The following is a 24,391-nucleotide window of genomic DNA, read 5'->3' as shown; positions in this document are numbered from 1 at the left end:
CCCAAATCAGCCGATCCCCCCTCGGACCTTGGTTTCCTCGACTGCATAGCCATTGGTTTGGTGCCAGGCCTGGTTAAGCGCGATTTGGGCCATCGTTAAGATCGGCGATGCTGCGAGCGCATATCTGCTGAGGCCGGACAGGGGACGGGCTTCCTCAAAATATTGCTCAGCGGGCAGGATTGTTTGCAAGGTGGGACTATCGACGGCCTGCCAGTGGAGGTCCAATTCATGCACGAAATGAGCGCCGGTATTGAACAGCCACGTCTCCTGATAGTTTAGACCATGCGGGCTCTCCCGCTTGACCCAGCCGCTCGAATTGAGTGCTGCTCGCGCTGTCTTGCGGTCGCTTGACCTAATCAGCAAATCGGTGTCACCTCGCCGCCGCACCGAAGCATCGTCATAGAGAGCGTAGGCAAGCGCTGTGCCTTTCATCACGACTGTTTCAACGCCTTGCTCTGCCAAACCATCGATAAGCGCCGCGACACGTTGCCGATGGGTTTCCTCCCAAAGCGCCGCAATCTGCGCTTCGTGCTTGATGTAATTGAGGATCTGATCAGGCCAGCCAGAGAGTTGGCCGAGCCGCAGGTTAAGCGCACCTGCGATCCCATGAAAGGCGATCCGGTTCCAAACCCGTGAAACGCTCTCGCCCACCCACTGCGCTGCCTCTCCGCGCACCGCAGCGGCTAGCATTGCATCAATGGCTGAACTTTCAGTCATATCTTTAGCGGTGAGCCTTTGGGGTTCAGCAGATGTTTCCCGCCGAAGGTGCGCCATTTTTGTTGGATTATCCAGCGCGTCAATGATGCTTAAGCCGCGCAAATGCGATTAACCGCATTGACCCGCCCAAGGATCTCGGTGGAAGGCAGCAGTTGTGCGTTGACCGCGCTATGCGGCCCTGCAATTAATCCAAGTAACAAATGCAGGGGGTATTTGCCCCAGTATTAGGAGCCTTTGTCCCATGACCACCAGCCGCAAAGGCATTATTTTAGCTGGTGGCTCGGGCACGCGTTTATACCCGCTGACGCGCGGAGTTTCTAAGCAATTGATGCCAGTTTTCGATAAGCCGATGATCTACTACCCGCTCAGCACTCTTATGCTGGCGGGGATCCGAGATATATTGATTATCACCACGCCGGAGGATGCAGCGCAATTTCACAGAGTTCTCGGTGACGGCAGCGATTGGGGCTTATCTCTTAGCTATGCGGAACAGCCAAACCCGGAAGGGTTGGCGCAAGCTTTTCACATTGGCGCAGACTTTATCAATGGTCAGCCGAGTGCTCTCATCCTCGGAGATAATATCTTTTACGGCCATGGCTTGCCGCAAGACCTCACGAATGCCGATGCCCGTACCACTGGCGCGAGCGTATTTGCTTATCGCGTGAACAATCCGGCGGCATATGGGGTGGTCGAATTTGATGATCGCGGACGGGCTGTATCTATCGAGGAAAAGCCGGCAACGCCGAAATCGAATTATGCGGTGACGGGGCTCTATTTCTACGACGGGACCGTTGTGGACCGGGCCCGTGGCCTCAAACCATCGCCGCGCGGCGAGTTGGAAATTACCGATCTCAATCGTTTATATCTCGAGGACAATGCACTTTCGGTGGAGTTGATGGGCCGCGGCTATGCTTGGTTGGACACAGGCACGCATGCTTCTCTGCTCGATGCTGCGACTTTTGTTCGCATTACAGAAGAGCGCCAAGGCTTGAAGCTGTGTTGCCCTGAGGAGATCGCGTGGCGGCAGGGCTTTATTGACGATGAAAAGCTTCAGGAAATTGCAGAGCCTCTGCGCAAGTCGGGCTATGGTACATACTTGCGGCAATTGCTTGAAAACCCGGTGCAAGCGTGAAGCTCATTGCGTGCAACATTCCCGGACCGATGATTATCGAGCCGCGCGTGTTTGGCGATGATCGCGGCTTCTTTTTGGAAAGTTGGAATGAGCAGGAATTTAGAGAACTCGGGTTGGCTGCCGAGTTTGTTCAAGACAATCACAGCCGCTCTCAAGCCGGGGTATTGCGCGGCCTACATTTCCAAAACCCAGGCCCACAAGGCAAACTGGTTCGCGTAACAAATGGTGCGGTGTTTGATGTTGCCGTCGACCTCCGGCGTTCATCTGAGAATTTTGGCCAATGGGTTGGCGTAGAACTTTCGGCGGCAAACAAGCGCATGTTTTGGGTGCCAGAAGGTTTCGCTCATGGCTTTTTGACGCTCGCGCCAGATACCGATTTTCTTTACAAATGCACGGCCGCCTACGCGCCAGAGCATGAGCACACTCTTGCTTGGGATGACCCTGAACTGGCGATTGATTGGCCAATTGATGATCTGGAGTTGGTGCTGTCGGACAAAGACCGTCACGGCACCGCTCTGGGTGACGTGGAAGCCTTTGCATGAAGGTGCTTTTGACTGGCGCCAATGGGCAAGTTGGGCGTGCATTGCAGGCCTGCATGCCCAATGGGACCGATTTGATCGCCCTTGATCGGCTGCATCTGGATGTCACGGATCAATTGGATGTCCAGCGCATAGTTGATGAGCGCCAACCGGACTGGATCATAAACGCTGCCGCATACACCGCCGTGGATAGGGCCGAAGACGATGCTTCTGCCGCGCAGCTTCTCAATGCTGATGCCGTTTCATTTTTGGCGGAGGCAGCGGCTGGCTGCGGCGCACGATTGGCCCAAATCTCCACGGACTTCGTTTTCGACGGGCAAAGTGAGCTTGCCTACAAACCCGCAGATCGGCGCGGCCCCTTGTCGGTTTACGGTTCGACGAAAATGGCTGGTGAAGATGCAGCTGGCGCAGAGGCTCTGATCGTGCGCACAAGCTGGGTCTATGCGGCTGGGCATGCTAATTTCGTCACAACAATGCTGCGATTGATGAAAGAGCGCGATGGATTGCGCGTGGTCTCCGATCAGATCGGAGCGCCGACCTATGCTGGCAGCTTGGCGAAAGTGATTTGGGAATTGGTCAAAGGCGGCAAGCGTGGCGTATTTCACTATTGCGATGCTGGCGAGGCAAGCTGGTATGATTTCGCGGTGGCCATACAGGAAGAGGCATTGGCGATAGGATTGCTTGATCGCTCCATCCCGATCACTGCGATCTGCAGCGAGGAATATCCCACGCCAGCCAAGCGGCCTAAGTTCTCTCGGCTAGATTGTTCTGCTACCAGCGAAGCGCTGGGCCGCGGTTTCCCTGATTGGCGTGACAACTTGCGCGTGATGCTGAAACAGGAGCAGGCTCTTGGCTAACCTACTCATCACTGGCGGGGCAGGCTTTATTGGCGGCAATTTCGTGCATTATTGGAGCGAGCATCACCCCGCTGATCGGCTCATCGTGCTCGATTCGCTGACCTATGCGGGCAATCGTTCAACCATTGAGGGCGTGCAGCAATGCGAGCTAATTGAAGGCGATATTCGTGATCAGGCCTTGGTTGAGCGGCTTCTAAGCGAACGCGCCATTGGCACGATCGTGCATTTTGCGGCCGAAAGCCATGTCGACAGATCCATCACTGGGCCAGACGCTTTCATCGACACCAATATTCTAGGCACGAATTCTCTTTTGAAGGCGGCACGCAAAGTCTGGCTCGATGAGGGCAGTGGGGGCGAGCATCGTTTTCATCATATCTCGACGGATGAAGTGTTTGGCTCGCTGAGCGCGGATGAGCCCGCTTTCAGTGAGACGACGGCATATGCGCCAAACTCACCCTATTCCGCTTCGAAGGCAGCCTCTGACCACTTGGTCCGGGCCTACCACCACACTTACGGCCTGCAGGTGACGACGAGCAATTGCTCTAACAATTATGGTCCTTATCAGTATCCTGAAAAACTGATCCCGCTGTTCTTGCTCAATGCACTGTCGGGTCGGCCGCTGCCGATTTACGGCGATGGTATGAACGTGCGTGATTGGCTTCATGTCGAAGATCATTGCCGCGGGATCGAAGCTTGCCTTGAGCGCGGCGAGATCGGCGAGACCTACAACATCGGCGGCGGCGCAGAGCTTCCTAATATGGCCGTGATCGATGCGATCTGCCTTGAGGTTGACCGGGCCTTTGCGCAGGATGAGGAGCTTGCTGAGCGATATCCCGATGCGCCAGCCGCGCAGGGACTGCAAACGTCGGAGCTGAAAACCTTCGTCGAAGACCGCGCTGGCCATGATCGTCGATACGCCATTAATGAAACCAAAGCGCGGCGTGATCTCGGCTACGCACCTCAGCGCAGTTTCGAGCAAGGCTTGGCGCAATCGCTGCGCTGGTATTTGGACAACGAGGCGTGGTGGCGCCTATTGCTGACGGTTTGAGTGAAGCGATGCGGCAAGCCCCAAACTTAGCGCTGAAGTCCGAAGATTTTTGCCTGATTGTGGCGGTCGATAATGATGAGATATTGGGCGAATGCTTGCGGCGTTCTCCGGATGTTGCGAGCGGCGCTTTGCCAATCACGGAAATCCGGGGCGCGAGCAATATGGCGGACGCCTACAATCAGGGCTTAGCTAAAACTGCGCGGGGCATTTGTGTCTTCGCCTATCAGGATGTGTATTTGCCGCAGGGGTGGTTGGAACGCGCCGTCGCGGCGCTCAATGCTCTAAGCGAGAGCGCACTGGATTGGATGGTTGCAGGTCCTTACGGCGTTCGTCCCAACGGAGAGCATGTTGGCCGGGTCTGGGATGTGACGATGGGCAAAGAGCTTGGTTCGAGCGGCTTCGCCCCGGCACAGGTCGGTTCATTTGACGAGCTGGTTTTGATCTTGCGCCGAGAGCCGGGTTTCCAGTTTGATCCCGATTTGCCGCATTTCCATCTTTATGGGACGGATCTGGCGCAGAGCGCGATTGCGGCTGGCAGAACGGCCTGGGCGTTAGAGCTTCCCGTCGTTCATAACAATCGCCCAATCGTTTCGCTTGGCGGAGGCTATCGCGATGCTTATCACTATGCCCGCAAAAAATGGCGGGATAAGCTGCCAATTCACACCTCAATTTGTGCGTTGTCGAACAATCCGCTGGCGCTTTGGCGTGCGCGGTGGAGGCGGCGGAAGGTCAAATCGCGCGGTCCTTACTTGCAAGCGGACGCTCGGGACATTGCTAGGCAAGCGGGCTATGAAGAGCCATAGTTTAGACGGTTTTACGAGTGGAGCGGTATTCTTGGCTAGGAGGCTAGGTCTTTGCCATCATTAGCAGTGCTGGGCATGCATCGCTCCTACACTTCGCTTGCGGCGCGGTGGCTGGCCAGTTGCGGGATCGATATGGGCGGTTCCACTTTGGGCGTTGGAATTGGCAATGAGCATGGTCACTACGAAGATGTCGAATTTTTGACGTTCCATGCCAAAGTGTTGGCTGCGCATACACTGCCTAGCAATGGCATGGCCGATTGGGGCGCGCGCTCGTTTGACCCAGCCGCTTATCGCGCGATGAAGATCGAAGGCGAACTGGCCGAAGAAGGCCGGGCTCTTTTGGAGCGAAAGCAAAAGTCCAATGCATGCTTTGGCTGGAAGGAGCCGCGAACTTGCCTCTTCCTGCCCTTCTATCGCGAGGCGCTTGATCCCTTCGCGCTGATCTTGTTTCGCCCCTTTGAAGAGGTCGTGTCTTCACTGCTGGAGCGGGAAAGACGCGTTCATGCAGAGACCGGGCATCGCGGCTGGCGAAAGGCCTATTACTGGGCAACGCGATCACGCAGTGAGGCGTGGTTTGAGCAATTGCGCAGCGACTATCTAGAGGCCTGGATCTATTACAACCAATGCTTGCTGGACCATATCGAGGCAAGCGAACCTGGCCGCTACATGGTGCATGATCTGGCCAGCATGGTCGCAAATGATGGTGCCATCCTTGAGCGGCTGAATCAGTGGGGTTTCGATTGCGAGATGCAGGGCCTTGGCGCGCTGAAGGGGACTACCAAAACGCGCGAATTGACGGGGCTCAGTAATGATGAGCTGGGCCGTGCACAGCATATAACCCAGCGCTTTTCTGAGCTAATTGGCCGGTAGCGACGTGACCGTCTGGAAACGAATACGCACCAATGCGGGCTGGTCACTGGTATCGCTTGGCGCGGTTGCCGTGTTCGGGTTTGCCGCCATGTATTTCAACGCCCGCGCGCTCGGCGTCGATGGCCTTGGTACGCTGGCCGCACTGCTTGCCCTTACAATGATGCTAGAGGCTTTGGCTAGGCATGCAATTGTGGCAGGCGGTCTTGGCATTGTCTGAAGGGCGCGAGAGCCGAATCTTAGGCGCGGCTTTGATCATAAATCTGGCAGCGGCGGCGATTGGTGTCCTGATTGGCCTCGGCGCTCTGTTATGGCTGGATTGGGAAGGCGGTCGGGCCGCGATTGTGCTGATCAGTTCGCAATTGCTTCGAACGTCTGACCCGCTGACGGGAATTTTGCGCAAACACGATCGCTTTGATTACTTGGCGATCGTCCGATCAGGGGCCGCCGCAGTTACCCTGCTTGCAGCCGCAGTGTTTTGGCACGTTGCGGCTCCGATAGGCGCTTATCTGATCGCTTTTGCGTTGGTCTTTGTGGGTACGAACGCCGTCCTGCTCGCAAAGGTATTGCAATTGTGTGTGCCAGAGCGGCGGCGCGCGGCGAAACTCTCGAGGTATTGAAGTTTTGCCTGCCGACCGGGCTGTCAGGTGCGGTGGGTGCGGTGAGGCAGCGCGGCATGATTGTGTTGTTGGGCGCGCTTGCTGGCAATTCGATGGTTGGAATTTACGCCGTGGCTGACCGGATCGCTTCACTGATGCAGATGCTCTACCGCGCCGCATTCGAAGCCGTGTTTCGAGAAATGCCAACCGCGCCAAATCCGCTGAGACTGGCGGGTGTGATTGCCGCATTCGGACTATTCACTTCGCTAGCCGCCTTGGCCGCGGTCTATTGGCTGGGCGTGCCAATCATAGAGCTTGTCGCAGGGCCAGAGTTCGTTCCCGCTGCAACCACCTTAAATTGGTTGGTGCTCGCGATTTGCTTGAGTCTCACGACCCTAGGGATGAGGGCGCTCACAATCGTCAAAATCGGGCCAGGCGCGATGCTGAAATGCAATCTGTTTGCCCTGATCGCGCTGCTCGCTGCCCCTTGGATGATTGATCAACATGGCGCCGTTGGGGCGGCCATGATCCAGGTGCTGTTCGAGATATTGTGGATCGGCGCGGTTTTGCTGGTGATGCTGCGAAACTGGTCTTCGCTAGGCAATCCTGCACAAGACAAAGCAGTGTAAGAGCCGGAGCGTTGGGATGGCTCCGGCTCTCTTGGCCTCCCGCAAGGCTCAACCGAAGATCGACTTTCCGACAGCGCCTACCGCGCCATAGGTAGAGCGTTTGGCGCAGTTCAAATCGCCGCGCAGCACCGGGCTCTTTCCATTGATCAGCAGATCACCGGCAGGAGCGAAGTCGCCATTGTCGGCATCGACATAGAGCGAACCAAAGTCGCCGCCGATGGACGTGCCATTTGCCCCTGTTGGTGGGGACGAGCCTGCATGCACGTGATTGTCAGCAACAATTGGATCAGGATCAGCCGCGCCGCCCCACCGCAATTCTTGCGAGACGTTGTTTGCAATCAGGCAGTATGCGTCTGGGTTGAACGTGCTGTCGCTGCGCATGGTGATTGTTTGGCTCGCCATCGAGTTATGCGCGACAATGACATGGCTGTGGGCGGAGCTGAACTGGCTTTGTGCGCCGCTGCTTAGGAAGTTCTCAAACGCATTGTTCACGATCATCACATCGCTGAACCCGCCGGGGGCCGTGAGGAAGATGTTCTGCGCATCAATATCCCACATGCGGTTTTCGGCGATGACGATGTTCTCAATCGCTGAATTGCCGCTCAGTTGATAGATGTCGGCATGGATGTCGAACTTCGTATGCAAGACCAGCGGAGCCGACTTTACATCTTGCTGACCGAAAGCGGCCTGCGGAGAGCCGCTATCGAGGCACAGTCCAAAAGCCGCGAAGCGATTGTCCAGTACGGTCGCGTTCCACCCAGACTGAGCATTGATCCAATCAGCAAGGTTTTGAACCGTGTAATTGGTATCGGCGAGAAACGCGGCCTTGTTGGTTCCGGTCACAAACGTCCCGATGCTTGCGCCATCTTCTCGCAAGGTGAAGGTTTTCGGACCAATACCGCTCGCTGCGATGGTCGCGCTTCCAGCAGGCCCGGTGTATTCAACGCTTAGGGCAGCCATGCCATCGCGGTAATAGCTACCGTCGAAATCCTGCACTATGTTGCCGACAAAGGCATATGTGCCATTTGCGAGATCCGACCAGCACTGCGTGAATTCGCATCCGCGCACCAGATGCTGACCCGTTGCGCAGTTTGCCAAATTGCTGAAACTGCATTCGGTGATCCAATGCCTCCCGCGCAAAATCCACGCTAGCGTGTTACGAGGCACCTTTAGCGGGGCATCATTGCGGCCATTGCTATTGGTCAAGACGCAGCCATCGAACCAGTTCTCCCGCGCCCATCCAGGCTCGAAATAATACTCGCTGGATCCCGCAAAATCGAACTCGCAGCGGCGGAAGCAGACTGGTTCGAAGCGGGGCCTGAAGAAGCTGAGCGTGCCATCGGCTTGCAGGTCTTGGGAAAAGCGAACGCCGGGAACCGTGGCTTCCACGACAAGCCATTCAGCCGCCGCGCCTCTGTTCCAATTGCGGTCCGTCAGCGCGTAATCGCCAGCTTTCTCAATTCGCACGCGCAAGGCGCCGGAGGCACCTTGCTGCTTCATGGCATTGATGGCCGGATTTATGTCGTGATAGTTTGTGGCGGAAAGCGGCAAGTCGGGATTGACGGTAAAGTCGAGCTCCCACTCCTGATCATTCGGATGAAACGTGTACGGGCCGATCACGCGGCTTTGCATATTGGTGTCGGTCGGGACCGCCTCAAAATACACATCGGCTGCGCCATTGCCGCTGTATTCGAGCTCACACCACCAACCCCAATAGCATTTGGTGATATCATTGGCGTCGACGAGGTTGCGCACGCTCGGCGCGGCAATATCGACGATGTTGCCTTCATAATGGACGCGGACAAACGACAGGCCGTCTGTGTCGAACAAAGTGCCAGAATTGTTCGCCGCCGCCCGAACGCCAATTGTGAGATTGCTGGAAAAGCGTTGCTTGGGCGGGGTGATGAGGCGCAGCACCGGCTTGGCGGTTGTCCGAGCCGGGTCAGCGGGGACGGACGCAAACCCGCTACCCGCTGTGCCGGTCCAATCTTCGCCTGGGTTGATGGTCGCTTTGCTCGATGCGGATGCCGCGTTCAGCAGCCTTGCAACCGAGCCAAAGCCATATCCGACGCGCCCCATTAGGCCAGCCCGATAATGTTCGCTGCTGTCGTGCCGGATGCGCTAACTCTCCGAGCGCGGACATCGATAATGCTGCCTGATGGAACGCTGGTGAAGACAACAGGGGCATCGGCGCGGACCGAGGTGACGGCCAAATCACCGCCTTCGCCAACGTAGAGCGCCTTGGTTGCGCACATCAGATCGTCTGTGTCGCTGGGTGTGATTTCAAAGCAATATTCTGCCGGTGCCATTGGGCTGTCGGCTTGATTGCGGAATGGATCTTGTTGCATTTCGATGTCCTCGGATTCGCGTTGGATGAAACTGTTCGAAGATAAGAACATAAATAGAACATGTAGGAAAGTTGTTTGCGAGTAGAGGTGCTAGTTTTGCAAACTGCGGTGCGAGAACTTGGGTCTGGCAAGAGCGGACGCAGTGATGCACAGTAGGCTCGGGCAATCGACTTAGTGCATTGTTCAAAGGTCAAAGGAAGCCGCCGCAATACTTCAATGGAAAATTCTGCAGCCTTGCCAATCAACCCAGAGACCGCGCCGCAGATGGTGCGGGGTTATGAGGTTGAGCGATGGCGTGTTTTTGGCGCGGCGGCGCTGGTTTATTGTCTGCTGATCCCACTGCCGTTCAATTTTAGCGTGGGAACACTGCTGCTTCCGCCCTATCGATTGTTTCTGATCGGCGCGGCTTTCTTCATCCTTCGAGATGTTCTGAAAGGCCACCTCAGGCTTTGCGTGGCTGATTATGTCGTCGCCTCGCTCGGGGTTTGGATCGCCATATCCTCAATCGTGACCATGGGATTGGACCAAGCGGTGCAGGCCTCTGGCTCTTTGATCCTGGACATTATCATCGCCTATTTCTGGCTGCGCACCACGCTTCATTCGCTCAAGGATTTGCGTATTCTGCTGGTTCTGGTGGCGCCCGGGCTGGCAGTCACGGGGCTATTTATTGGGGCCGAGTCGCTTCTCCAGACGCATCTGGTCATGCCCGCTGCAAGTGCGATTACTGGACAGGTCCATGAGCTCGAACCGTCTATCCGGCTTGGTCTGATGCGCGCGCAGGGGCCATTCCCGCATCCAATCCTCGCCGGTATTTTCTTGGGCAGTTTCTTGCCGCTTTATCTGGTGGCTGGCCTTCGCAGCTGGCCCCTGTGGCTCGGCCTGTTTGGAGCCTTTTGCTGCGTGTTCACGTTCAGCTCCGGGGCCTTCTTGGTGCTCGCGTCGGGCCTCGCATTGGTGACGGCGAATTTCATGATTTCCCGCACCAGCATGGTCACTTGGCGGCTTACGCTTTTGGGTTTGCTGGCAGTGATCGTATTTCTGGAGGTGGCCAGCCAGTCGGGGGTTGTGAAGCTGATCACCCGGTTTGCAGCGCTAAATAATCAAACCGCTTTCTTCCGCCTGCTCATTTGGGATGAAGGCATTAAGACTGTGGTCGAAAACCCGCTGTTCGGGATCGGCTTTGGCGATTGGGCGCGGCCACGTTGGATGCCGCCGTCGGTGGACAATTACTGGCTGGTTTTGGCCATGCGGCACGGGGTCATGGCTCCCGTACTCGCCTTGCTTGCGGTTGTGATCGCCGTGGTCGGCCTCGCTCGCAACTCCGTGCATTTGGCGCCCGTGGATCAGAACACGATGAGCGGCACGGCGATCGCCTTGTCGGTTACGTGCCTTGGGGTGTTTTCGGTGGCCTTGTGGCTATCGCCTCAGGTCTGGTTTTTCGCCTTGCTCGGCATCGCAGTCTCGCTTTCTCAGAACTCCCGGCGAGCAGTCACCGTGGCGTAGCCTCACCGATTTAACACGCGTTTCGCAGCGGCAATCGCCCGCTCGCGCACCCATCTCATTGGCCACCAAATCCATCGGTCTAGTTTTGCTTCCAGCAGGCTTGGTGGACGGGGCAATCGGTGCTCTGCAATTTCAAAGTTCGGCAGCGTTGGGGTGTGCCGGACGAGGGCACCTTTGACACGGTTCGAAACGTTCTCGCCATGGATTGTTTGCAGCCAAGCGGGTGGCGAAGAGACTTGGTGGTAAGGGAAAGTCCTACGCAGTCTAGGATGCTGATCACACCAGACGGTTCGGATGTCATCTGCCCCCTCTAGCAGCGATACAAAAGGGCTGGTTTGGTCGCTTGCTTGGTAGAGTTTGCGTGCCTTCAGGCTGTAGCCGAGCTGGGAAATTGATCGCGGTCCTAACGGGCACTTGCTCCGCTGCTTCATGCAGTTTGGCAACGAAAAAACGGGCGATTGCATCATCATTGTCGAGCCGTGTGGTCAGCAGTTTTTCGGTGCTTGCGTTTAGGCGCTTTCTGATATCGTCGGCCGCCCGGCGTGATACGAAATCATCAACAAAAATTGCCTCGAACGGCACAATCGCGCGCCAGCTCTCAATCCGTTCGCGATAAGCCTCTTCGGTCCGAGCATCGAAATATATGAGCCATTGGAAGTTACGTTCAGTTTGCGCGGCCACACTGGGCAGGCATATCTCCTCGAACAGCTCCATGCGCCGGTCGAGCCATCCGCTGCGGCCACGGATAGCAGCTTCCCGCCCGGTGCTAGCGATATTGAAACGCGTGAGAAGAAAGTGTTGTAGGCTCACGGCTTCGTTCGATTGGCCAATGCGCCACCATCAAGCCTAGCCTTTAGGCCTGACTTTGGATGATAGCCGCGCAGCCATAGGCCGGGCCGCAGTGCAACGTGGCGATATCCCCGTCCAGCGGCGGCAAGCCGGTCGCTGTGCCAACCTAAGAGCGCGCCGAGAATTACCCGTAAAAGCGCAGCCTTCCAGATCAATACAGCGGCGATGATCCGCTTAGGCAAAGGCCAGTGTTTCTTTAGAAATTCCATGGTCCCAGCGGCTTGATAGAGGCGGCGGAGGGGCGACTGAAAATTTCCATGAGCGATTTGATGGTGCGCTTTTGCTGCGGCAATTTGCCTCAAGCCGTATCCGGATTGACGCAGCCGCAAACATAGATCGACTTCTTCGCAATACAGGAAGAACCGCTCGTCCAAGCCGCTCATCTCCTCCCAAAGATCGCGCCGGATCATGAAGAACCCGCCGGATAGAACGTCTGCTGGTCGGTCGTTCTCAATACTCGAGGAGGGGTCGTGAAGCGCCCCAGAGAGGCCCAATACGCTCGATAGAAACCCGCTTAAGGACGGCATTTGAATGGAATTGCCAAAGTCGGGCAACCCATCGCTATCGAGCGTGATGCCGCCCCATGCACCCGCTTCTGGGTAGCGGGAGGCGCCATCCAGCAGCGCATCGAGCGCGCCCTCCTGAAGAAAAGCGTCTGGATTGAGCAGCAGCAGATATTGGCCCTTCGCGTGCTCTGCCAGCCGGTTATTCGCGCGCGCAAATCCGACATTGCCTTCGCTGGTTATGGTGGTGACATCCGGGAAAGCTTCCAAGACGTGTTGTTCAGTTCCATCACTGCCATTGTCGACGAGCAGGACTTCAACGCGGGCACGCCCGACAGACCTCTCAATTGCGTCCAAGCACGCATCAATGCAGCCGCGCGAATTGAAGGCCACGACCAGAATTGAAATGTCGATTGCTGAAGAATCCACGGGCCGATCCACTTTCACAGATTGCGCGAGCTATGATCGCGGACCCAGATCGCTTGCCGCCCGCGCAGCTTACGCCACTCGGCGAGCAGCTTCGAGGCCAATTTTATTCCCGCAAAGGTCATGGCCGCTAAGGGCGTAGTCCCTCCGGAGAAAGCTGATTTGAGAACACCTGTGCCTGTCTTCGGCAAATAAGGACTCGGGAAATGGCTGCGAACCTGCTCACTGCCGATCCGGCGCCGGGCTTCGACGCGGACCTGTTCGATCGCAGTGTGAGGCAGGGCTATGGTGCCATAAACTGACTCACCAGCGCTATCCTGCGTCACCAGAGCTCTTTCATGATCAGCGAATCGAGACAAAGCCCACAAATCATCTGCGATAATCGCAGGGAAGGGGCCTATCCGCTCCAAGCCCTCTTGAGAGATAGCAAAGCATCCTGAACCACCCAGCGCGGACGACGCAAAGCGCTGCTGCTGCCAAACCTTGTAATAGGCCCGCACGGACGGGCTCGATCTCGATGTATCAAACCGCGCCTTGGGCACTGCAGCGAAAACCTCACCAGTCCCTAATGCATCCGCCAGGGACTGCAGCGTTCCAATGCTGCACCTCACATCGGCATCCAAGAACACTTGAGGGAAGTATGAGGCGGCGGATCGTCCTGCGTTCATGGCCCCGGTTTTGGACGCCTCGGTGATTTCGATGACTTTGACTTGAGGAGCAAAATCGCGCGCTATCTGGGCGGTTTGATCGTTGCATCCATTGGCCACCACGATCACTTCAAACTCGGCTTCGGCTGGCGCATCTTCATATAGGCAGGCGAGGCAGCGTTTGATCACTGCGGCCTCATCATGAGCAGGAATGATGACCGTAAAGCTTGCCGTGTCCATCGGCCTATGGTCCCGCCTATTTGTCCTCATATTGGTAATAGCGGTATTGGTAATCATAGCTCTGGCCAGCGGTCAGTGCGCGATATTTCGTCAGGACTACGCCCAAGACATTGGCGCCAACACCCTGCAACCGCTTAACCGCCGCTTTGGCTTGGCCGAATTGCACTTTGTTGGCCTCAAGAATGAAGACTGTTCCATCGACATGTTTGGCGAGCAGCGGGGCATCTGCGATCCCCATGACCGGCGAGGAATCGATCAGGATGATCGAATAGTCTTGCCGCTGCTTAGCTAGAAAATTGGCCAGATAATCTGACGACAGGGTTTCGACCGGATTGGGCGGAAGCGCGCCGACGGCCAGTACGTCCAAGTTCTCATGAGGCCCGTTGACCACTGCTGTTTCGAAATCGGAGTGCCCGAGCAACACCTCCACCAAGCCAGCTTCTGGGGGTTTGCTGCCAAGCAATTTCGCGATCGACGGCTTACGCAGATCGCCGTCAATAAGCAGCGTCTTGCGGCCCAGCCGAGCAAACATCTCCGCCAGGATCAGCGCGCTGGTCGATTTACCCTCACCCGGCTGGGCGCTTGTGAATTGCAGCACGTTTTTGTCGCGCGACATCGCATAATCCAATGTCGACTGGATCGAGGCATAGGCCTCCATCAATGCGCCATGCTGCTCTGACCCCTCTTCATGGATCTTGGCCTCATCGACAAAGGGCGTGTGTCCAAACAGCGGCAATCCAACTTTGGTTTCAACGTCGTCGAGCGAGCGCAGGCGATCATCGAAGGTCTCGCGTATCACCGCCAATCCGCCAGCCAGAGCGAGGCCGCTGACGAGGGCGATCAGCAGGTTGCGCATAAGGTTGGGCGATATCGGCGATGAGGGCACCAGCGCGGGGTCGAGCCGTGTGATGGAGCCGCTTTGCACATTGGCCGCTGTGCTGATCGAGTTGAACCGCTCCAAGAGCTCTGCAAGCTGGCTGCGAAGCGCGCCGGCCTCTCGTTCAAGAACACTGAACTGCACCTGGCGATCTTGCTCGTTGAGTGTCGCTTGCGTGACGGAGCGGAGCTCACGCGTAAGCGCGCGTTCCTGCTCGCGGGCAATTACAAAGTCGCTGCGAATGCTCGCTTTGATATCGGCGCTGGCGTTTTCGATTTGCCGCTCAACTTCTGAGATTTGAGCGTTGATTTCGACAATTGAAGGATATTGGTCATTGTAGCGCTGCTGCAGATTGGTGCGCTCACCGATTAGCCGTGCCCGCGTGTTCTGCAGGTTTTGGACCACCACATTGTTCTGCACTTCCGGCAATTGTGCCGCGGGCATGGAGGAAATAGCTCTCCACCTTTGCTGCGCCGCTATGCGTTTTGCCCGCGCGGCGCTGGCGGTTTCATTGATGCTGGTCAGATTGGCGGCGGTTGTTGTGGTAGCCGCTTCGCCGTCTTCGCTTGCTGGCTTTTGCGTGACGATGCCATTGCTGCGGGCATAGGCGTTCGCTGCCTTTTCGGCATCTTGGAGCTGGGCCCGCACATCGGCGATCTGCTCTTGCAAATAAGTGCGCGCATATTCGTTGCTGTCGACGTTCCGGCGCGCGTCGGATGAGACATAAGCCTCGGCATAGGCGTTGGCGATTTCCGCCGCTAAGGCCGGGTCTTCCGATTGATAGCTGATCGTTGCGATCCGGCTGTCATAAGGGATGTCTGCGGTCAGCCCGCCCTTCAGCATCGACGCGGCAATGGCGGTTTTGTCTTCAAGCCATTGCTCGTCACTGCGACCATTCGGGCGGCCACTGTCTGCTTCTTCGCCGATAAATCCGGGGCGCTCAGCCAGGTTGAGATTTTGCGCGACAACCAGCGCAAGATTGTAGCTTTCGATCACGCCAACTTGCGTCGCCATGTAGCTGGAGATTTCATTGTTGTAAATTTGCGGAGCGACATCCTGGCCTTCGACTACATACAGCCCGCGCGGTTCCACACGCAAGGTCGTGTCGGCCTGGTAGACCGGCTGTTGCAGCATGGTAAGTATGAGCCCGGCAACCAGAGCAAGCAGAACTGTGCCGCCAATCGTCCAGCGCTGTCTGAACAATAGGCCGCGCAAGGCGGTCACATCGAACAGCGGTCGCCGCTCCTGCGTGCTCGCCTCAGGCGACGGGAGATAGCGGTCGTACCACGCATTGACTGGCTCGGGCGCCTGACTTGGGACTGCGGACGTTTCGTTCATGACCGGCTCAATTGTCTAGGCTCGCGAAGACGCCGAATGCTGGCAGTGCGCGCAGGGTGTCTTGCCAGAACTGGGACAATGTCGAGGTGCCAACCACAACCCTGTCACCGGGCTCTAGTACTGGGTCGAGCATTGTCCCACGGCTGACCTCGCCATAGTCGAAGCGCGCCGCGTAAATACCATCGGGACGGGTGCGGAAGACCGCCACTTGTTTGAGCTCAGCTACGCGGGTCACCCCTTTCGCCATTGCGATCGCGGATGAGAGCCGAGCGCCCGGCTGAAACGGGTACACGCCAGCTTCTTGCACGGCTCCCTCAACAGTCACCAGATGGGACGCATAATCGGAGATATTGACGCTTACGCGAGGGTTCTTGAGGCCCAGTGTGTCCAATCTTTGGGTGAGTTCGCTTTCGATCTCACCGGTTGTTTTGCCGCCAACTTCGTGGCGTCCCAGCATCGGGAGCGAGACGATCCCATCGACCCCGACGCGCACATCCTCGAGCGAAAGATCAGGCTCACGAAAGACGCTGACGGAGATCACATCAGAAGCGCGCAGCCGATATGTGCCAGGTTTTTCGAAAGTGTAGTCGGCCTGTCCCAACGCTTCGTTAGGCGCGGTGACGCTCGCGCCAATATTGGCCGGGGGCAGAGAGGCGCAAGCCCCTAGGACGGCTGTGACACCCAAGATTAAAGCACTGCGAAGTGCTTGATCAATAATCTGAATTCTCACAATAATGATCCCCAAGGCTCTTCGTTCGAACCTTAAGTATTAGAGACTAGTGCGGCAAATCCTCAGGTGCAACAAGTTACGCGGATTCGTTTGAAGTGACCTCGCGCTACACGGTGAGTAGAGCCCATTCATCGATTGCTGGAGGATTGATATTGCACGCGATCTGGCTGCTGGACCGGCTGGCGGACGTAAATTATGGCTTGTTGCGGATTTGATTTCACTTCGCTGAGAAAGGGTGGGGGGCTGTGCTTCAGGATGTATCGCTCCTCGATTGGCTTGGCGCAGGTCTCTATCTGTTCGTGGCCATGATGTGCGGCGCGGCGTGGAGGGTTTCAGTTCAGCAGGGTGTGAGCGTGCCGCATGGGCGGGCTTGGTCCCTGATGGCATTGTTCTTTTGCCTGCTTATCGCGTCGCGACTGTTGGGTCTTGAGGACACGCTGCGCGATGTGATGCGCGATCTGCTGCGATCTCAGGGTGCTTATGAGGCTCGCAGTGTTTGGCAACTTCCCGCCGTGATTGCGCTCTTTACAATCGCAGTCTGCGCCCTTGGCTTGATTGTCCGACAAGGACTGCGCGCCACGCCCGGTACGGACAATAGCGACGCAAATAGGATGCTAATGACTGCGCAGCTGGCCGCATTTGCGATGCTGCTGTTGGTTGGGCTGCGAACCATATCGCTGCATTCAGTGGATGCTATGCTCTACAGCGGTCCGATAAGATTGAACTGGATTTTGGATATTGGCGCGTCATTGCTCGTTGCTGGATGCGCGGTGCGGTTTGCGGTGATTGTAGCGGGGAAGCAGAGTGGCTGCCGCTAAATCTGGCCTCGCTCAATGAAGCTTGAGACTGCGTTTAGAAGCTCTGTGGAGGCCGTAGGTTCGCCGTCCGGCAGGTCTGGGTTGGCCAAGCTCTCCCTGATCGCAGCACCGAGATCACCTGCCTCCCAGACGACAAGTATACCGGGACGACTGCTCAGCTGCTTGGCTGTCGCCAACTGATGATCATTGCGATGCTCGCCTAACTCCGCTCTTCGGGGAAGTAAGATGACCGGTTTTCGCAGCCTTTGCGCGGTCAAGACTGTGCCAATCCCAGCGTGCGAAACGATCAGCTTAGATTCCGCTACGAGCGCTTCAAATTCCCCAGCATCCAAGCTTTCGTGCGTTTCCATACTGGCTGGACGATAGTCGCCTCGTCCCGTCTGAGCGATGACGGGCATATCCAGCGTTGGCGCAATGTCGTCCATCGCGCGTATCAGCCGGTCAAACCCCAGCTGCATCCCCACGGTCACCAAAATCACAGGACTGCTCCACGAAAACGGGGCTTAGTGTCGCTCGCTAAATGGCTCCACTGCGTAAGGCATTCATGAGCCACGTGTTTCGACAGCTTCCCGCACATTGAGAGCTGCTCAGCATTGGCGACGCTATCAATCCATAGCGTTTTGGCGCCTATCAATCTTCCGATGAGGATGCAGAAAAACCCGGGTGCGGCACCGGTGGAGATCACAGCGCTCGGTCTCTCTTTCAGCACAAGGCGGATTGCCGCAATCAGGCAAAGGAGCGCTCGAAGGGGCGTGCGCTGATTGCAATCAGGCAGTTCCGCAGCGTCCCCAATTCCATGCGCGGCGGCCATGTCTTTGTGGGTCGTGGCATAGCAGACGCCGTGCGGATCAAGTGACGATCGCAGCATCATTAGCTGCTCCCAATGCCCTCCCCCGATGCGACTGCTAGGACCTTTTTCATATCGTAACTGGCCCCTCATCTGGCAAAAATCGCTGACCAAACAATTGTGTGACTTGTGCTCACAAAGTCAATCAATCTCCGACTCGATATCTTGCCAGCCGAAGCCGGGCAGGCCAATGTCCCCGGCCAGAGGGAGACGAATTGCATGACGCAATCGAATGGGCCGCTAACTGGCCTCAAAGTGGTCGAGTTTACGGGCATTGGCCCAGGGCCGCACGTTGCAATGCTGCTCGCGGATCTGGGCGCTGAAGTTGTTCGGATCGAGCGCCATGGCACTCAGATCAGCAACCCAGTGGTCGAGCGTGCACGCAATCGCGTTGCCGTGGACGTGAAGAGCGATGAGGGCCGCGCCTTTTGCCTTGAGACTTTGGCCAATGCAGACGTCTTGATCGAAGGGTTTCGCCCCGGTGTCATGGAGCGCTTGGGGATGGGTCCACGAGAAGTGCTGAGCGCGAATGAGCGCTTGATCTATGCCCGGATGACCGGGTGGGGCCAGGACGGCCCGCTCGCAAAGGCGGCTGGGCATGACATCAATTATATCGCGATCACCGGCGCGCTTGCCGCGGTTGGCAGGACCGGAGAGCTGGCGATACCGCCGCAGAACCTCGTCGGTGATTTTGGCGGCGGGTCGATGTACTGCGCATTCGGGATCCTTGCCGCTCTGTATGAACGAGAGCGGTCAGGCAAAGGGCAAGTTGTCGATGCAGCGATCGTCGATGGCGCCACCAGCCTGATGAGCTTTTTCTTTGGTGCTGGATCGCGGCCATTCCTCTCGACCGAGAAGGGCAAGGGCATGCTGGGCGGAGCGGCGCATTTCTATCGCTGCTTTGAATGCGCTGACGGCTTGGAAGTGTCTGTGGGCGCGATTGAGCCGCAGTTTTATGCCGAGTTCCTCGCAAAATCGAATGCGCCGAGCGAGCTTTCCGAAGGCCAGATGAACCCGGGCAATTGGGATGATTATGCCGAGCAATTGGCGGCGATGTTCAAGACCAAGACGCAGGCCGAATGGTGTGATTTGCTAGAGGGTAGCGATGCTTGCTTTGCTCCGGTCCTTCCGGTCGAGCAAGCCCGCGAGCACCCGCATTTGAAGGCGCGCAGGGCCTATGTTGAGCATGGTGGCGAGTGGCACACTGCGCCTGCTCCTAGGTTTAGCCGCACGCCGGGCGTCATCCGTGACAGCGCGATGGACGGGGCAGATGTTGCCGCAAGTTGGAAGAAGGAAGGCTGAAGCAATGGCTGGAAAGTACTTTGACGAGTGGCAAGTGGGTGAGCGGATCGAGCACGATATCCGCCGCACGGTGACCGAGACAGACAACCTGTTGTTTTCGACCATGACGCACAATCCCCAGCCGCTTCACCTTGATATTGAGGCCGCAAAGGAAAGCGGTTTTGGGCAGATTCTGGTCAATTCGACCTTCACGTTTTCGCTCTTGGTCGGGCTCTCAGTGGGCGACACAACCTTGGGCACGCTCGTGGCAAACTTGGGCTTTGATAAGGTCGTCACGCCCAAGCCAGTGTTCATCGGCGATACCTTGCGCGCGGCAAGCGAAGTCAAAGAACTGCGCCCCAGCAAGTCGCGCCCCGAGGCTGGCGTCGTGACCTTCATCCATGAATTGACGAACCAGCGCGATGAGGTCGTGTGCCGCTGTGAGCGGTCTGCCTTGTTGCAAAAGTCGGGCTGACCATTCCCCTTTGGCTTGACGAAGTGCGTGTCCTCGGCCCACATTCTTGGCCATAAAAAGAGGAATGGGAGGGACGCCATGCAGATGACATGGAAAGCGGCCGCTTTGGCCGGCATTGCGAGTATTTCGCTGGCTGGATGCGACGCGCTCAGCGGCGTTGATGAGGCGCAAAGCGGGGATGGCGAAGGCACCATCGAGCTCGCCGAGTTTCCCGACCGGCCCTATTGGGGTGACACTCACCTCCACACAGACAATTCGGTCGATGCCTTTGGTTTCGGCGTTCGCCTCGGCCCAGAAGACGCGCTGCGCTTTGCCAGCGGCGAAGAGGTGACGGCGACCACTGGTGTGCCTGCCAAGCTCGCGCGTCCACTGGATTTTCTGGTCATTGCCGATCACTCTGATGGCTTAGGTGCGACCCGGCGGCTCTACGATGCCCCGCGTATCGGCGTGCAGGCGATGGGCGATGAGACCATGCTGCGCTGGTACGACATGATGCATGAAAGCCCGGAGCAATCGCAGCGCGCAATTGGTGAGCTGATTACGGCGGCGGCCAATGGCACTTTGCCCGAGGCGATGAGCGATCCAGAGCGGCAAATAGAAAACACCACCGATATTTGGAACACTCAGCTGGAGATTCTTGACCGCTATAATAAGCCCGGCAGCTTCACGGCGCTGGCCGGGTTTGAATGGACGCTGATGCCTGATGGCAACAATTTGCACCGGGTGGTGATGTTTCGCGATGGCAGCGACCGGACCAGTCAAATCCTGCCATTCCCAGGGCTCAGCAATACAGCGGAACAATTGTGGGATTACATGAGCGCCTATGCGGAGAAGACGGGCGGCAAAGCGCTCGCCATTCCGCACAACTCGAACCTTTCCAATGGGATGATGTTTGAGATGACCATGCCCGATGGCAGCGCAATGACGGCAGAATATGCCGCCAAGCGCGCAGCGGCGGAGCCGGTGGTTGAGGTCACGCAAATCAAAGGCGATAGCGAAACTCACCCGCTGCTTTCGCCCAATGATGAAATGGCCGGTTACGGCGTAAAGGGTTGGGAGCTTGGCAATTTGCCGCTCACCGCCAGGACAGAGCCTGAGATGCTGGGCGGCAATTATGTGCGAGAAGCGCTCAAGCGGGGCCTTTCTCTCGAAGAGCAACTCGGTGTGAACCCCTATGCCTTTGGCATGATCGGCTCGACCGATAGCCACACTTCGCTTGCGACGGGCGATGAGGACAATTTCTTCGGCAAGCACACCGGCAATGAGCCCAGCGTCGAGGACCGTGCGGCTGCCGCGCAAAACCTCGGCACACGCGAAGGACGGTTCGGCTGGCACTATCTTGCGGGCGGCTATGCAGCGGCCTGGGCGCGCGGCAACACCAGGGCGGAGATTTTCGACGCGTTCGCCCGGCGAGAGGTTTACGCCACCACTGGCCCGCGCATGTCTGTGCGTATCTTCGGAGGGTTCGACTTCACTGATGCGGATTGGGACGGCGACTGGGTGAGGGCAGGCTACACGCGCGGCGTGCCAATGGGCGGCGAATTGGCCGACAAGGGAAGCGCGCCAAGCTTCATGATCTCCGCACTCAAGGACCCTGACGGCGCAAACCTCGACCGCGTTCAGGTGGTGAAGGGGTGGATCGATGCCTCCGGCGAGGCCCAGGAGCAGGTCTATGACGCCGTTTGGAGCGGCATGGAGAGGCGCGCGCTCTCAGGCGGCAAAGTCCCCTCTGTCGGCGATACCGTTGACCGCGAGACGGCAACCTACACCAATGGCATCGGTGCAGCCGAACTGCGCACCGTCTGGACTGATCCAGACTACTCTGAGGGCCAGCGTGCATTCTACTATGTCCGCGTCATCGAGATACCAACACCGCGCTGGACGCTGTTTGATGCGGTGCGTTTTGGGATCACTCTGTCGGACGCAGCGATGGCCGACGCTGTGGCCCAGGAGCGTGCGTACACCTCACCGATATGGCTGCGGCCTGCGGTGGTGGCGACGGCCACTGCGATCATGGAGGAAGGGTGAGCGAGCCGAGCGAGGCGGCCAGAGCCTGGCCCAATTGGACGCGCGAACCGCTGGTCCATTTCCTGGCCGCGGGCGCGCTCATCTTTGCCCTGTTTGCGTGGCGCGGCGAAGAGGTCGACCCTGCTAGCCGCACGATTGACATTGACCGTGCGGTTCAAGCCGATCTGTCCCTGAGGTTCGAGCGTACCTTGGGCCGGGCACCGACGGATGCGGAGCTTGACCAGCAAATCGAGCGCTTTGTCCGCGACGAAGTGCTCTACCGCGAAGCGCTGCGTCTTGGCTTTGATCAGGGCGATGCCGTCGTTAGGCGCAGGCTGGCGAGCAAGATGGACCTTGCCGCCAGCGCGCGGGCCGAAGTCGCGACGCCGTCTGATGAGACCTTGCGCGCTTGGTATGAGGCCAATGCGGAGCGCTATCGCCGGCGCGGTGAGCTACAGCTTTGATCAGCTCTATTTCGAGAGCGAAAGCGCGGCCACGTCTTCCATTGCTGCCCTCACCTCGGGCGGTGATTGGAGCGCCATCGGCGAGACCATCAGCCTGCCCGCATCCTCGGACGGCATGCCCGCCCGCGAAGTCGATACCCGCTTTGGCGAGCTGTTCTTGGCGGAGCTCGCTCAGCTTGATCCCGGAGATCGCTGGCAAGGGCCGTTGCGCTCTGGCTTCGGTTGGCATTTGGTCCGATTGCGAGCCAAGACCAGCGTTGCTGCGCCCGACTTTGCGAATGTCCGCGGCCAAGTCCTGAACGATTGGCGCAGCGAGACGATCGCCTCCCGCAAGGAAGCAGCCTATGACCTGCTGCGCAGCGCCTACACGGTCGAGATTGCTGAGTGAGGTCATGGCTGGGATGGCTGCTGACGTGCTGCGCGGTGCTGCTTGCAGTGCCTGCGTCCGCCGATGAGATCCGCCCCGCCATTGTTGAGCTGTCCGAGCAAGAGCCAGGCGAGTGGCTGCTCGATTGGAAGCTGCCCATCGCCTCCGCCGATCAAGCCGCCGGTCCCGTTCCTGCGCTGGTGATCCCGGAGAGTTGCGCCTTCATCGAGGGGCCCGTTCTGCGCGCCGCCCCGCTCGCACAGCTTGGGCACGGCCGGTTGCGGTGTGAGGGGACGCTTGCGGAGCAGCGGATCGGCTTTGCCGCGCTGCCTAGCGGTTCGGATGCGCTGCTGCGGGTGGTTCCGATTGGGCAAGCGTCGCAGACCTCTCGGCTGACGTCCGACATGCCAAGCGTTCTCATAGCCGCCGCGCCCACCACTTGGAGTGTCGCCCTCAGCTACTTTGCCATCGGGGTTGAGCACATCCTGCTCGGCTGGGACCATCTGCTGTTCGTCATCGCGCTGGTGCTGCTGGTGCGCGGGGGCTGGTCGGTCGTCAAAGCCGCCACGGCCTTCACGATAGCGCACTCGGTCACTCTGGTCGCGACCACATTGGGCTATGCCGGATTGCCGCAGCGCCCCGTTGAGGCGCTGATCGCGCTGTCCATCCTGTTTCTGGCGGTGGAGCTGCACGCACTCGGTCAGCCGGATCGGACGATGAGCTGGACACAGCGCGCGCCGTGGCTGGTGGCGCTGGGTTTCGGCCTGCTGCATGGGTTTGGCTTTGCCGGTGCGCTGTCGGAGATTGGCCTGCCAACTGGCGAGGTGCCCGCCGCACTGCTGGCCTTCAACATCGGCGTGGAGGCGGGGCAATTGCTGGTCATCGCCGCCGTTCTGTGCCTGCGCTGGCTGGTCCTGCGCTGGGCGCCTCAGGCATGGCCGATTGCGCTGAAGCTCATCACCTATGCGATCGGCACCATCGCTAGCTTCTGGCTGTTTGAGCGGCTTCTGACTTAGCTCCGTCCATCGTATGTGAGGCACGCTTGGAACGGCTGGAACACAGTCATGGCCAAAAAACCAATCGATCACAGACGGGGTTGTTGATCGATTTACTCGATTAATGATGGGTTGGAGAGCACGGGGCAAAAGCATGCCGCAGTCCTAGCGAGCGCGCGCCAAGTAGGAAAATCCGCGCGCCCTCATACTCCCGCGCATCGTCATCCCAGCGAAAGGCACTCTCTTTAGCCCGCCCAAGGACTGGGCTCTCAAGCGGGCAAGCGCTGCACTGCATGGTCCTAGACCCCAGCTCGCGCTGGAGTGACGCAAACGATGAAACACGCGTCATGCTGAATTCAGTTCAGCATCCATCCTTAGCTCCAAGCCTTGTTGGCCGCGCGGGGGATGGACCCTGAACCAAGTTCAGGGTGACGTGGTATGTTTGGTGCTGAGGCTTACCAACTTTACTCGAGCGTCCGCTTTGA

General features: G+C 58.0%; 28 protein-coding genes. 17 read left to right on the top strand and 11 right to left on the bottom strand.

The genetic code is table 11. From position 1 onward, the window contains the following. Positions 1 to 6 precede the first annotated feature (6 nt). The gene (locus AC0V6U_RS11760) at positions 7 to 717 is read right to left on the bottom strand and encodes a nucleotidyltransferase family protein (protein WP_472643350.1); all 711 of its coding nucleotides are present in this window, start codon (positions 715 to 717) and stop codon (positions 7 to 9) included. Positions 718 to 958: 241 nt separating this feature from the next. Here AC0V6U_RS11760 and rfbA point away from each other — a divergent pair, with 241 nt between their 5' ends. From rfbA to AC0V6U_RS11715, 9 genes are read left to right on the top strand one after another with little or no spacing between them, the layout of a single operon-like run. Next, complete coding sequence (rfbA, locus tag AC0V6U_RS11755) at positions 959 to 1,849, top strand: glucose-1-phosphate thymidylyltransferase RfbA (RefSeq protein WP_472643349.1); 891 nt, start codon at positions 959 to 961, stop codon at positions 1,847 to 1,849. Continuing rightward, a complete protein-coding gene (gene rfbC / locus AC0V6U_RS11750) occupies positions 1,846 to 2,391 on the top strand; it encodes a dTDP-4-dehydrorhamnose 3,5-epimerase (RefSeq protein WP_472643348.1) in 546 nt (181 codons plus the stop codon). Before rfbA ends, rfbC begins: the two co-directional genes overlap by 4 nt. Next, entirely contained in the window at positions 2,388 to 3,245 is an 858-nt protein-coding gene (gene rfbD, locus AC0V6U_RS11745) for a dTDP-4-dehydrorhamnose reductase (RefSeq protein WP_472643347.1), read from the top strand. The genes rfbC and rfbD overlap by 4 nt, the downstream gene beginning before the upstream one ends. Continuing rightward, positions 3,238 to 4,293: a dTDP-glucose 4,6-dehydratase gene (gene rfbB / locus AC0V6U_RS11740; protein ID WP_472643346.1), complete on the top strand. Its 1,056-nt coding sequence runs from the start codon at positions 3,238 to 3,240 to the stop codon at positions 4,291 to 4,293. Before rfbD ends, rfbB begins: the two co-directional genes overlap by 8 nt. Positions 4,294 to 4,301: 8 nt before the next feature. Then, on the top strand, positions 4,302 to 5,096 hold the full coding sequence (locus AC0V6U_RS11735) for a hypothetical protein (protein WP_472643345.1): 795 nt from the start codon (positions 4,302 to 4,304) through the stop codon (positions 5,094 to 5,096). Positions 5,097 to 5,147: 51 nt separating this feature from the next. After that, positions 5,148 to 5,966: a hypothetical protein gene (locus AC0V6U_RS11730; protein WP_472643344.1), complete on the top strand. Its 819-nt coding sequence runs from the start codon at positions 5,148 to 5,150 to the stop codon at positions 5,964 to 5,966. 4 nt (positions 5,967 to 5,970) lie between these two features. Next, positions 5,971 to 6,183 carry a hypothetical protein gene (locus AC0V6U_RS11725; protein WP_472643343.1) on the top strand — a complete coding sequence of 71 codons (213 nt, stop codon included), beginning with the start codon at positions 5,971 to 5,973 and terminating at the stop codon, positions 6,181 to 6,183. Positions 6,184 to 6,214: 31 nt separating this feature from the next. Further along, positions 6,215 to 6,583 carry a hypothetical protein gene (locus AC0V6U_RS11720; RefSeq protein WP_486169471.1) on the top strand — a complete coding sequence of 123 codons (369 nt, stop codon included), beginning with the start codon at positions 6,215 to 6,217 and terminating at the stop codon, positions 6,581 to 6,583. A 56-nt stretch (positions 6,584 to 6,639) separates the two neighbouring features. Further along, positions 6,640 to 7,191 (top strand): polysaccharide biosynthesis protein, encoded by a 552-nt coding sequence (locus tag AC0V6U_RS11715; protein WP_472643341.1) that lies wholly within the window; start codon positions 6,640 to 6,642, stop codon positions 7,189 to 7,191. A gap of 48 nt (positions 7,192 to 7,239) precedes the next feature. On the opposite strand, the gene AC0V6U_RS11710 is transcribed toward AC0V6U_RS11715, so the two are convergent. Both AC0V6U_RS11710 and AC0V6U_RS11705 read right to left on the bottom strand, forming a co-directional pair. Further along, positions 7,240 to 9,270: a hypothetical protein gene (locus tag AC0V6U_RS11710; protein WP_472643340.1), complete on the bottom strand. Its 2,031-nt coding sequence runs from the start codon at positions 9,268 to 9,270 to the stop codon at positions 7,240 to 7,242. Beyond that, a complete protein-coding gene (locus AC0V6U_RS11705) occupies positions 9,270 to 9,539 on the bottom strand; it encodes a spike base protein, RCAP_Rcc01079 family (RefSeq protein ID WP_472643339.1) in 270 nt (89 codons plus the stop codon). The genes AC0V6U_RS11710 and AC0V6U_RS11705 overlap by 1 nt, the downstream gene beginning before the upstream one ends. Before the next feature lie 216 nt (positions 9,540 to 9,755). Between AC0V6U_RS11705 and AC0V6U_RS11700 the strand changes: the two genes are divergently transcribed. Next, positions 9,756 to 11,042, top strand: coding sequence for an O-antigen ligase family protein (locus AC0V6U_RS11700; RefSeq protein ID WP_472643338.1), 1,287 nt, complete (start codon positions 9,756 to 9,758; stop codon positions 11,040 to 11,042). A gap of 2 nt (positions 11,043 to 11,044) precedes the next feature. Here AC0V6U_RS11700 and AC0V6U_RS11695 read toward each other — a convergent pair whose 3' ends face one another. The 6 genes from AC0V6U_RS11695 to AC0V6U_RS11670 are packed head-to-tail and all read right to left on the bottom strand — an operon-like array spanning position 11,045 to position 16,607. Continuing rightward, complete coding sequence (locus AC0V6U_RS11695) at positions 11,045 to 11,338, bottom strand: glycosyltransferase (RefSeq protein ID WP_472645759.1); 294 nt, start codon at positions 11,336 to 11,338, stop codon at positions 11,045 to 11,047. Between the two features lies 1 nt (position 11,339). Then, positions 11,340 to 11,852 carry a glycosyltransferase gene (locus AC0V6U_RS11690; protein WP_472643337.1) on the bottom strand — a complete coding sequence of 171 codons (513 nt, stop codon included), beginning with the start codon at positions 11,850 to 11,852 and terminating at the stop codon, positions 11,340 to 11,342. After that, entirely contained in the window at positions 11,849 to 12,823 is a 975-nt protein-coding gene (locus AC0V6U_RS11685; RefSeq protein WP_472643336.1) for a glycosyltransferase family 2 protein, read from the bottom strand. Before AC0V6U_RS11685 ends, AC0V6U_RS11690 begins: the two co-directional genes overlap by 4 nt. Before the next feature lie 14 nt (positions 12,824 to 12,837). Continuing rightward, the gene (locus AC0V6U_RS11680) at positions 12,838 to 13,707 is read right to left on the bottom strand and encodes a glycosyltransferase family 2 protein (RefSeq protein WP_472643335.1); all 870 of its coding nucleotides are present in this window, start codon (positions 13,705 to 13,707) and stop codon (positions 12,838 to 12,840) included. Between the two features lie 16 nt (positions 13,708 to 13,723). Continuing rightward, positions 13,724 to 15,922, bottom strand: coding sequence for a GumC family protein (locus AC0V6U_RS11675; protein ID WP_472643334.1), 2,199 nt, complete (start codon positions 15,920 to 15,922; stop codon positions 13,724 to 13,726). A gap of 7 nt (positions 15,923 to 15,929) precedes the next feature. Further along, the gene (locus tag AC0V6U_RS11670) at positions 15,930 to 16,607 is read right to left on the bottom strand and encodes a polysaccharide biosynthesis/export family protein (protein WP_472643333.1); all 678 of its coding nucleotides are present in this window, start codon (positions 16,605 to 16,607) and stop codon (positions 15,930 to 15,932) included. A gap of 290 nt (positions 16,608 to 16,897) precedes the next feature. On the opposite strand from AC0V6U_RS11670, the gene AC0V6U_RS11665 reads away from it, so the two are divergent. Continuing rightward, complete coding sequence (locus AC0V6U_RS11665) at positions 16,898 to 17,470, top strand: hypothetical protein (protein ID WP_472643332.1); 573 nt, start codon at positions 16,898 to 16,900, stop codon at positions 17,468 to 17,470. Here the strand turns inward: AC0V6U_RS11665 and AC0V6U_RS11660 are convergent. Together AC0V6U_RS11660 and AC0V6U_RS11655 are read right to left on the bottom strand one after the other, a co-directional pair. After that, entirely contained in the window at positions 17,467 to 17,949 is a 483-nt protein-coding gene (locus tag AC0V6U_RS11660; protein WP_472643331.1) for a glycosyltransferase, read from the bottom strand. The genes AC0V6U_RS11665 and AC0V6U_RS11660 overlap by 4 nt on opposite strands. After that, entirely contained in the window at positions 17,946 to 18,281 is a 336-nt protein-coding gene (locus AC0V6U_RS11655) for a glucuronosyltransferase (protein WP_472645758.1), read from the bottom strand. Before AC0V6U_RS11655 ends, AC0V6U_RS11660 begins: the two co-directional genes overlap by 4 nt. Positions 18,282 to 18,536: 255 nt before the next feature. Between AC0V6U_RS11655 and AC0V6U_RS11650 the strand changes: the two genes are divergently transcribed. The 6 genes from AC0V6U_RS11650 (at position 18,537) to AC0V6U_RS11625 (ending at position 23,927) form a co-directional block, all read left to right on the top strand. Next, complete coding sequence (locus AC0V6U_RS11650) at positions 18,537 to 19,619, top strand: CaiB/BaiF CoA transferase family protein (protein ID WP_472643330.1); 1,083 nt, start codon at positions 18,537 to 18,539, stop codon at positions 19,617 to 19,619. A 4-nt stretch (positions 19,620 to 19,623) separates the two neighbouring features. Next, positions 19,624 to 20,073 (top strand): MaoC family dehydratase, encoded by a 450-nt coding sequence (locus tag AC0V6U_RS11645; protein WP_472643329.1) that lies wholly within the window; start codon positions 19,624 to 19,626, stop codon positions 20,071 to 20,073. Positions 20,074 to 20,151: 78 nt separating this feature from the next. Beyond that, positions 20,152 to 22,101 carry a DUF3604 domain-containing protein gene (locus AC0V6U_RS11640; RefSeq protein WP_486169470.1) on the top strand — a complete coding sequence of 650 codons (1,950 nt, stop codon included), beginning with the start codon at positions 20,152 to 20,154 and terminating at the stop codon, positions 22,099 to 22,101. After that, positions 22,098 to 22,544 carry a hypothetical protein gene (locus AC0V6U_RS11635; protein WP_472643327.1) on the top strand — a complete coding sequence of 149 codons (447 nt, stop codon included), beginning with the start codon at positions 22,098 to 22,100 and terminating at the stop codon, positions 22,542 to 22,544. The genes AC0V6U_RS11640 and AC0V6U_RS11635 overlap by 4 nt, the downstream gene beginning before the upstream one ends. Beyond that, on the top strand, positions 22,504 to 22,932 hold the full coding sequence (locus tag AC0V6U_RS11630) for a peptidylprolyl isomerase (RefSeq protein WP_472643326.1): 429 nt from the start codon (positions 22,504 to 22,506) through the stop codon (positions 22,930 to 22,932). Before AC0V6U_RS11635 ends, AC0V6U_RS11630 begins: the two co-directional genes overlap by 41 nt. Then, on the top strand, positions 22,929 to 23,927 hold the full coding sequence (locus AC0V6U_RS11625; protein ID WP_472643325.1) for a HupE/UreJ family protein: 999 nt from the start codon (positions 22,929 to 22,931) through the stop codon (positions 23,925 to 23,927). The genes AC0V6U_RS11630 and AC0V6U_RS11625 overlap by 4 nt, the downstream gene beginning before the upstream one ends. Positions 23,928 to 24,391: the final 464 nt, after the last annotated feature.

This window comes from Erythrobacter sp. W36 (genome assembly GCF_057364935.1).
Note: the sequence above shows the minus strand (reverse complement) of the source record. Positions and strands in the feature narration are given on the sequence as shown.

Excerpts from the sequence above, each read along its gene's own strand:
- AC0V6U_RS11760 (WP_472643350.1), bottom strand. The coding sequence starts at position 717 with ATGACTGAAAGTTCAGCCATTGATGCAATGCTAGCCGCTGCGGTGCGC.
- rfbA (WP_472643349.1), top strand. The coding sequence starts at position 959 with ATGACCACCAGCCGCAAAGGCATTATTTTAGCTGGTGGCTCGGGCACG.
- rfbD (WP_472643347.1), top strand. The coding sequence starts at position 2,388 with ATGAAGGTGCTTTTGACTGGCGCCAATGGGCAAGTTGGGCGTGCATTG.
- AC0V6U_RS11735 (WP_472643345.1), top strand. The coding sequence starts at position 4,302 with ATGCGGCAAGCCCCAAACTTAGCGCTGAAGTCCGAAGATTTTTGCCTG.
- AC0V6U_RS11715 (WP_472643341.1), top strand. The coding sequence starts at position 6,640 with ATGATTGTGTTGTTGGGCGCGCTTGCTGGCAATTCGATGGTTGGAATT.
- AC0V6U_RS11710 (WP_472643340.1), bottom strand. The coding sequence starts at position 9,270 with ATGGGGCGCGTCGGATATGGCTTTGGCTCGGTTGCAAGGCTGCTGAAC.
- AC0V6U_RS11705 (WP_472643339.1), bottom strand. The coding sequence starts at position 9,539 with ATGCAACAAGATCCATTCCGCAATCAAGCCGACAGCCCAATGGCACCG.
- AC0V6U_RS11700 (WP_472643338.1), top strand. The coding sequence starts at position 9,756 with ATGGAAAATTCTGCAGCCTTGCCAATCAACCCAGAGACCGCGCCGCAG.
- AC0V6U_RS11680 (WP_472643335.1), bottom strand. The coding sequence starts at position 13,707 with ATGGACACGGCAAGCTTTACGGTCATCATTCCTGCTCATGATGAGGCC.
- AC0V6U_RS11675 (WP_472643334.1), bottom strand. The coding sequence starts at position 15,922 with ATGAACGAAACGTCCGCAGTCCCAAGTCAGGCGCCCGAGCCAGTCAAT.
- AC0V6U_RS11655 (WP_472645758.1), bottom strand. The coding sequence starts at position 18,281 with ATGGCCGCCGCGCATGGAATTGGGGACGCTGCGGAACTGCCTGATTGC.
- AC0V6U_RS11650 (WP_472643330.1), top strand. The coding sequence starts at position 18,537 with ATGACGCAATCGAATGGGCCGCTAACTGGCCTCAAAGTGGTCGAGTTT.
- AC0V6U_RS11645 (WP_472643329.1), top strand. The coding sequence starts at position 19,624 with ATGGCTGGAAAGTACTTTGACGAGTGGCAAGTGGGTGAGCGGATCGAG.
- AC0V6U_RS11640 (WP_486169470.1), top strand. The coding sequence starts at position 20,152 with ATGCAGATGACATGGAAAGCGGCCGCTTTGGCCGGCATTGCGAGTATT.
- AC0V6U_RS11630 (WP_472643326.1), top strand. The coding sequence starts at position 22,504 with ATGCGGAGCGCTATCGCCGGCGCGGTGAGCTACAGCTTTGATCAGCTC.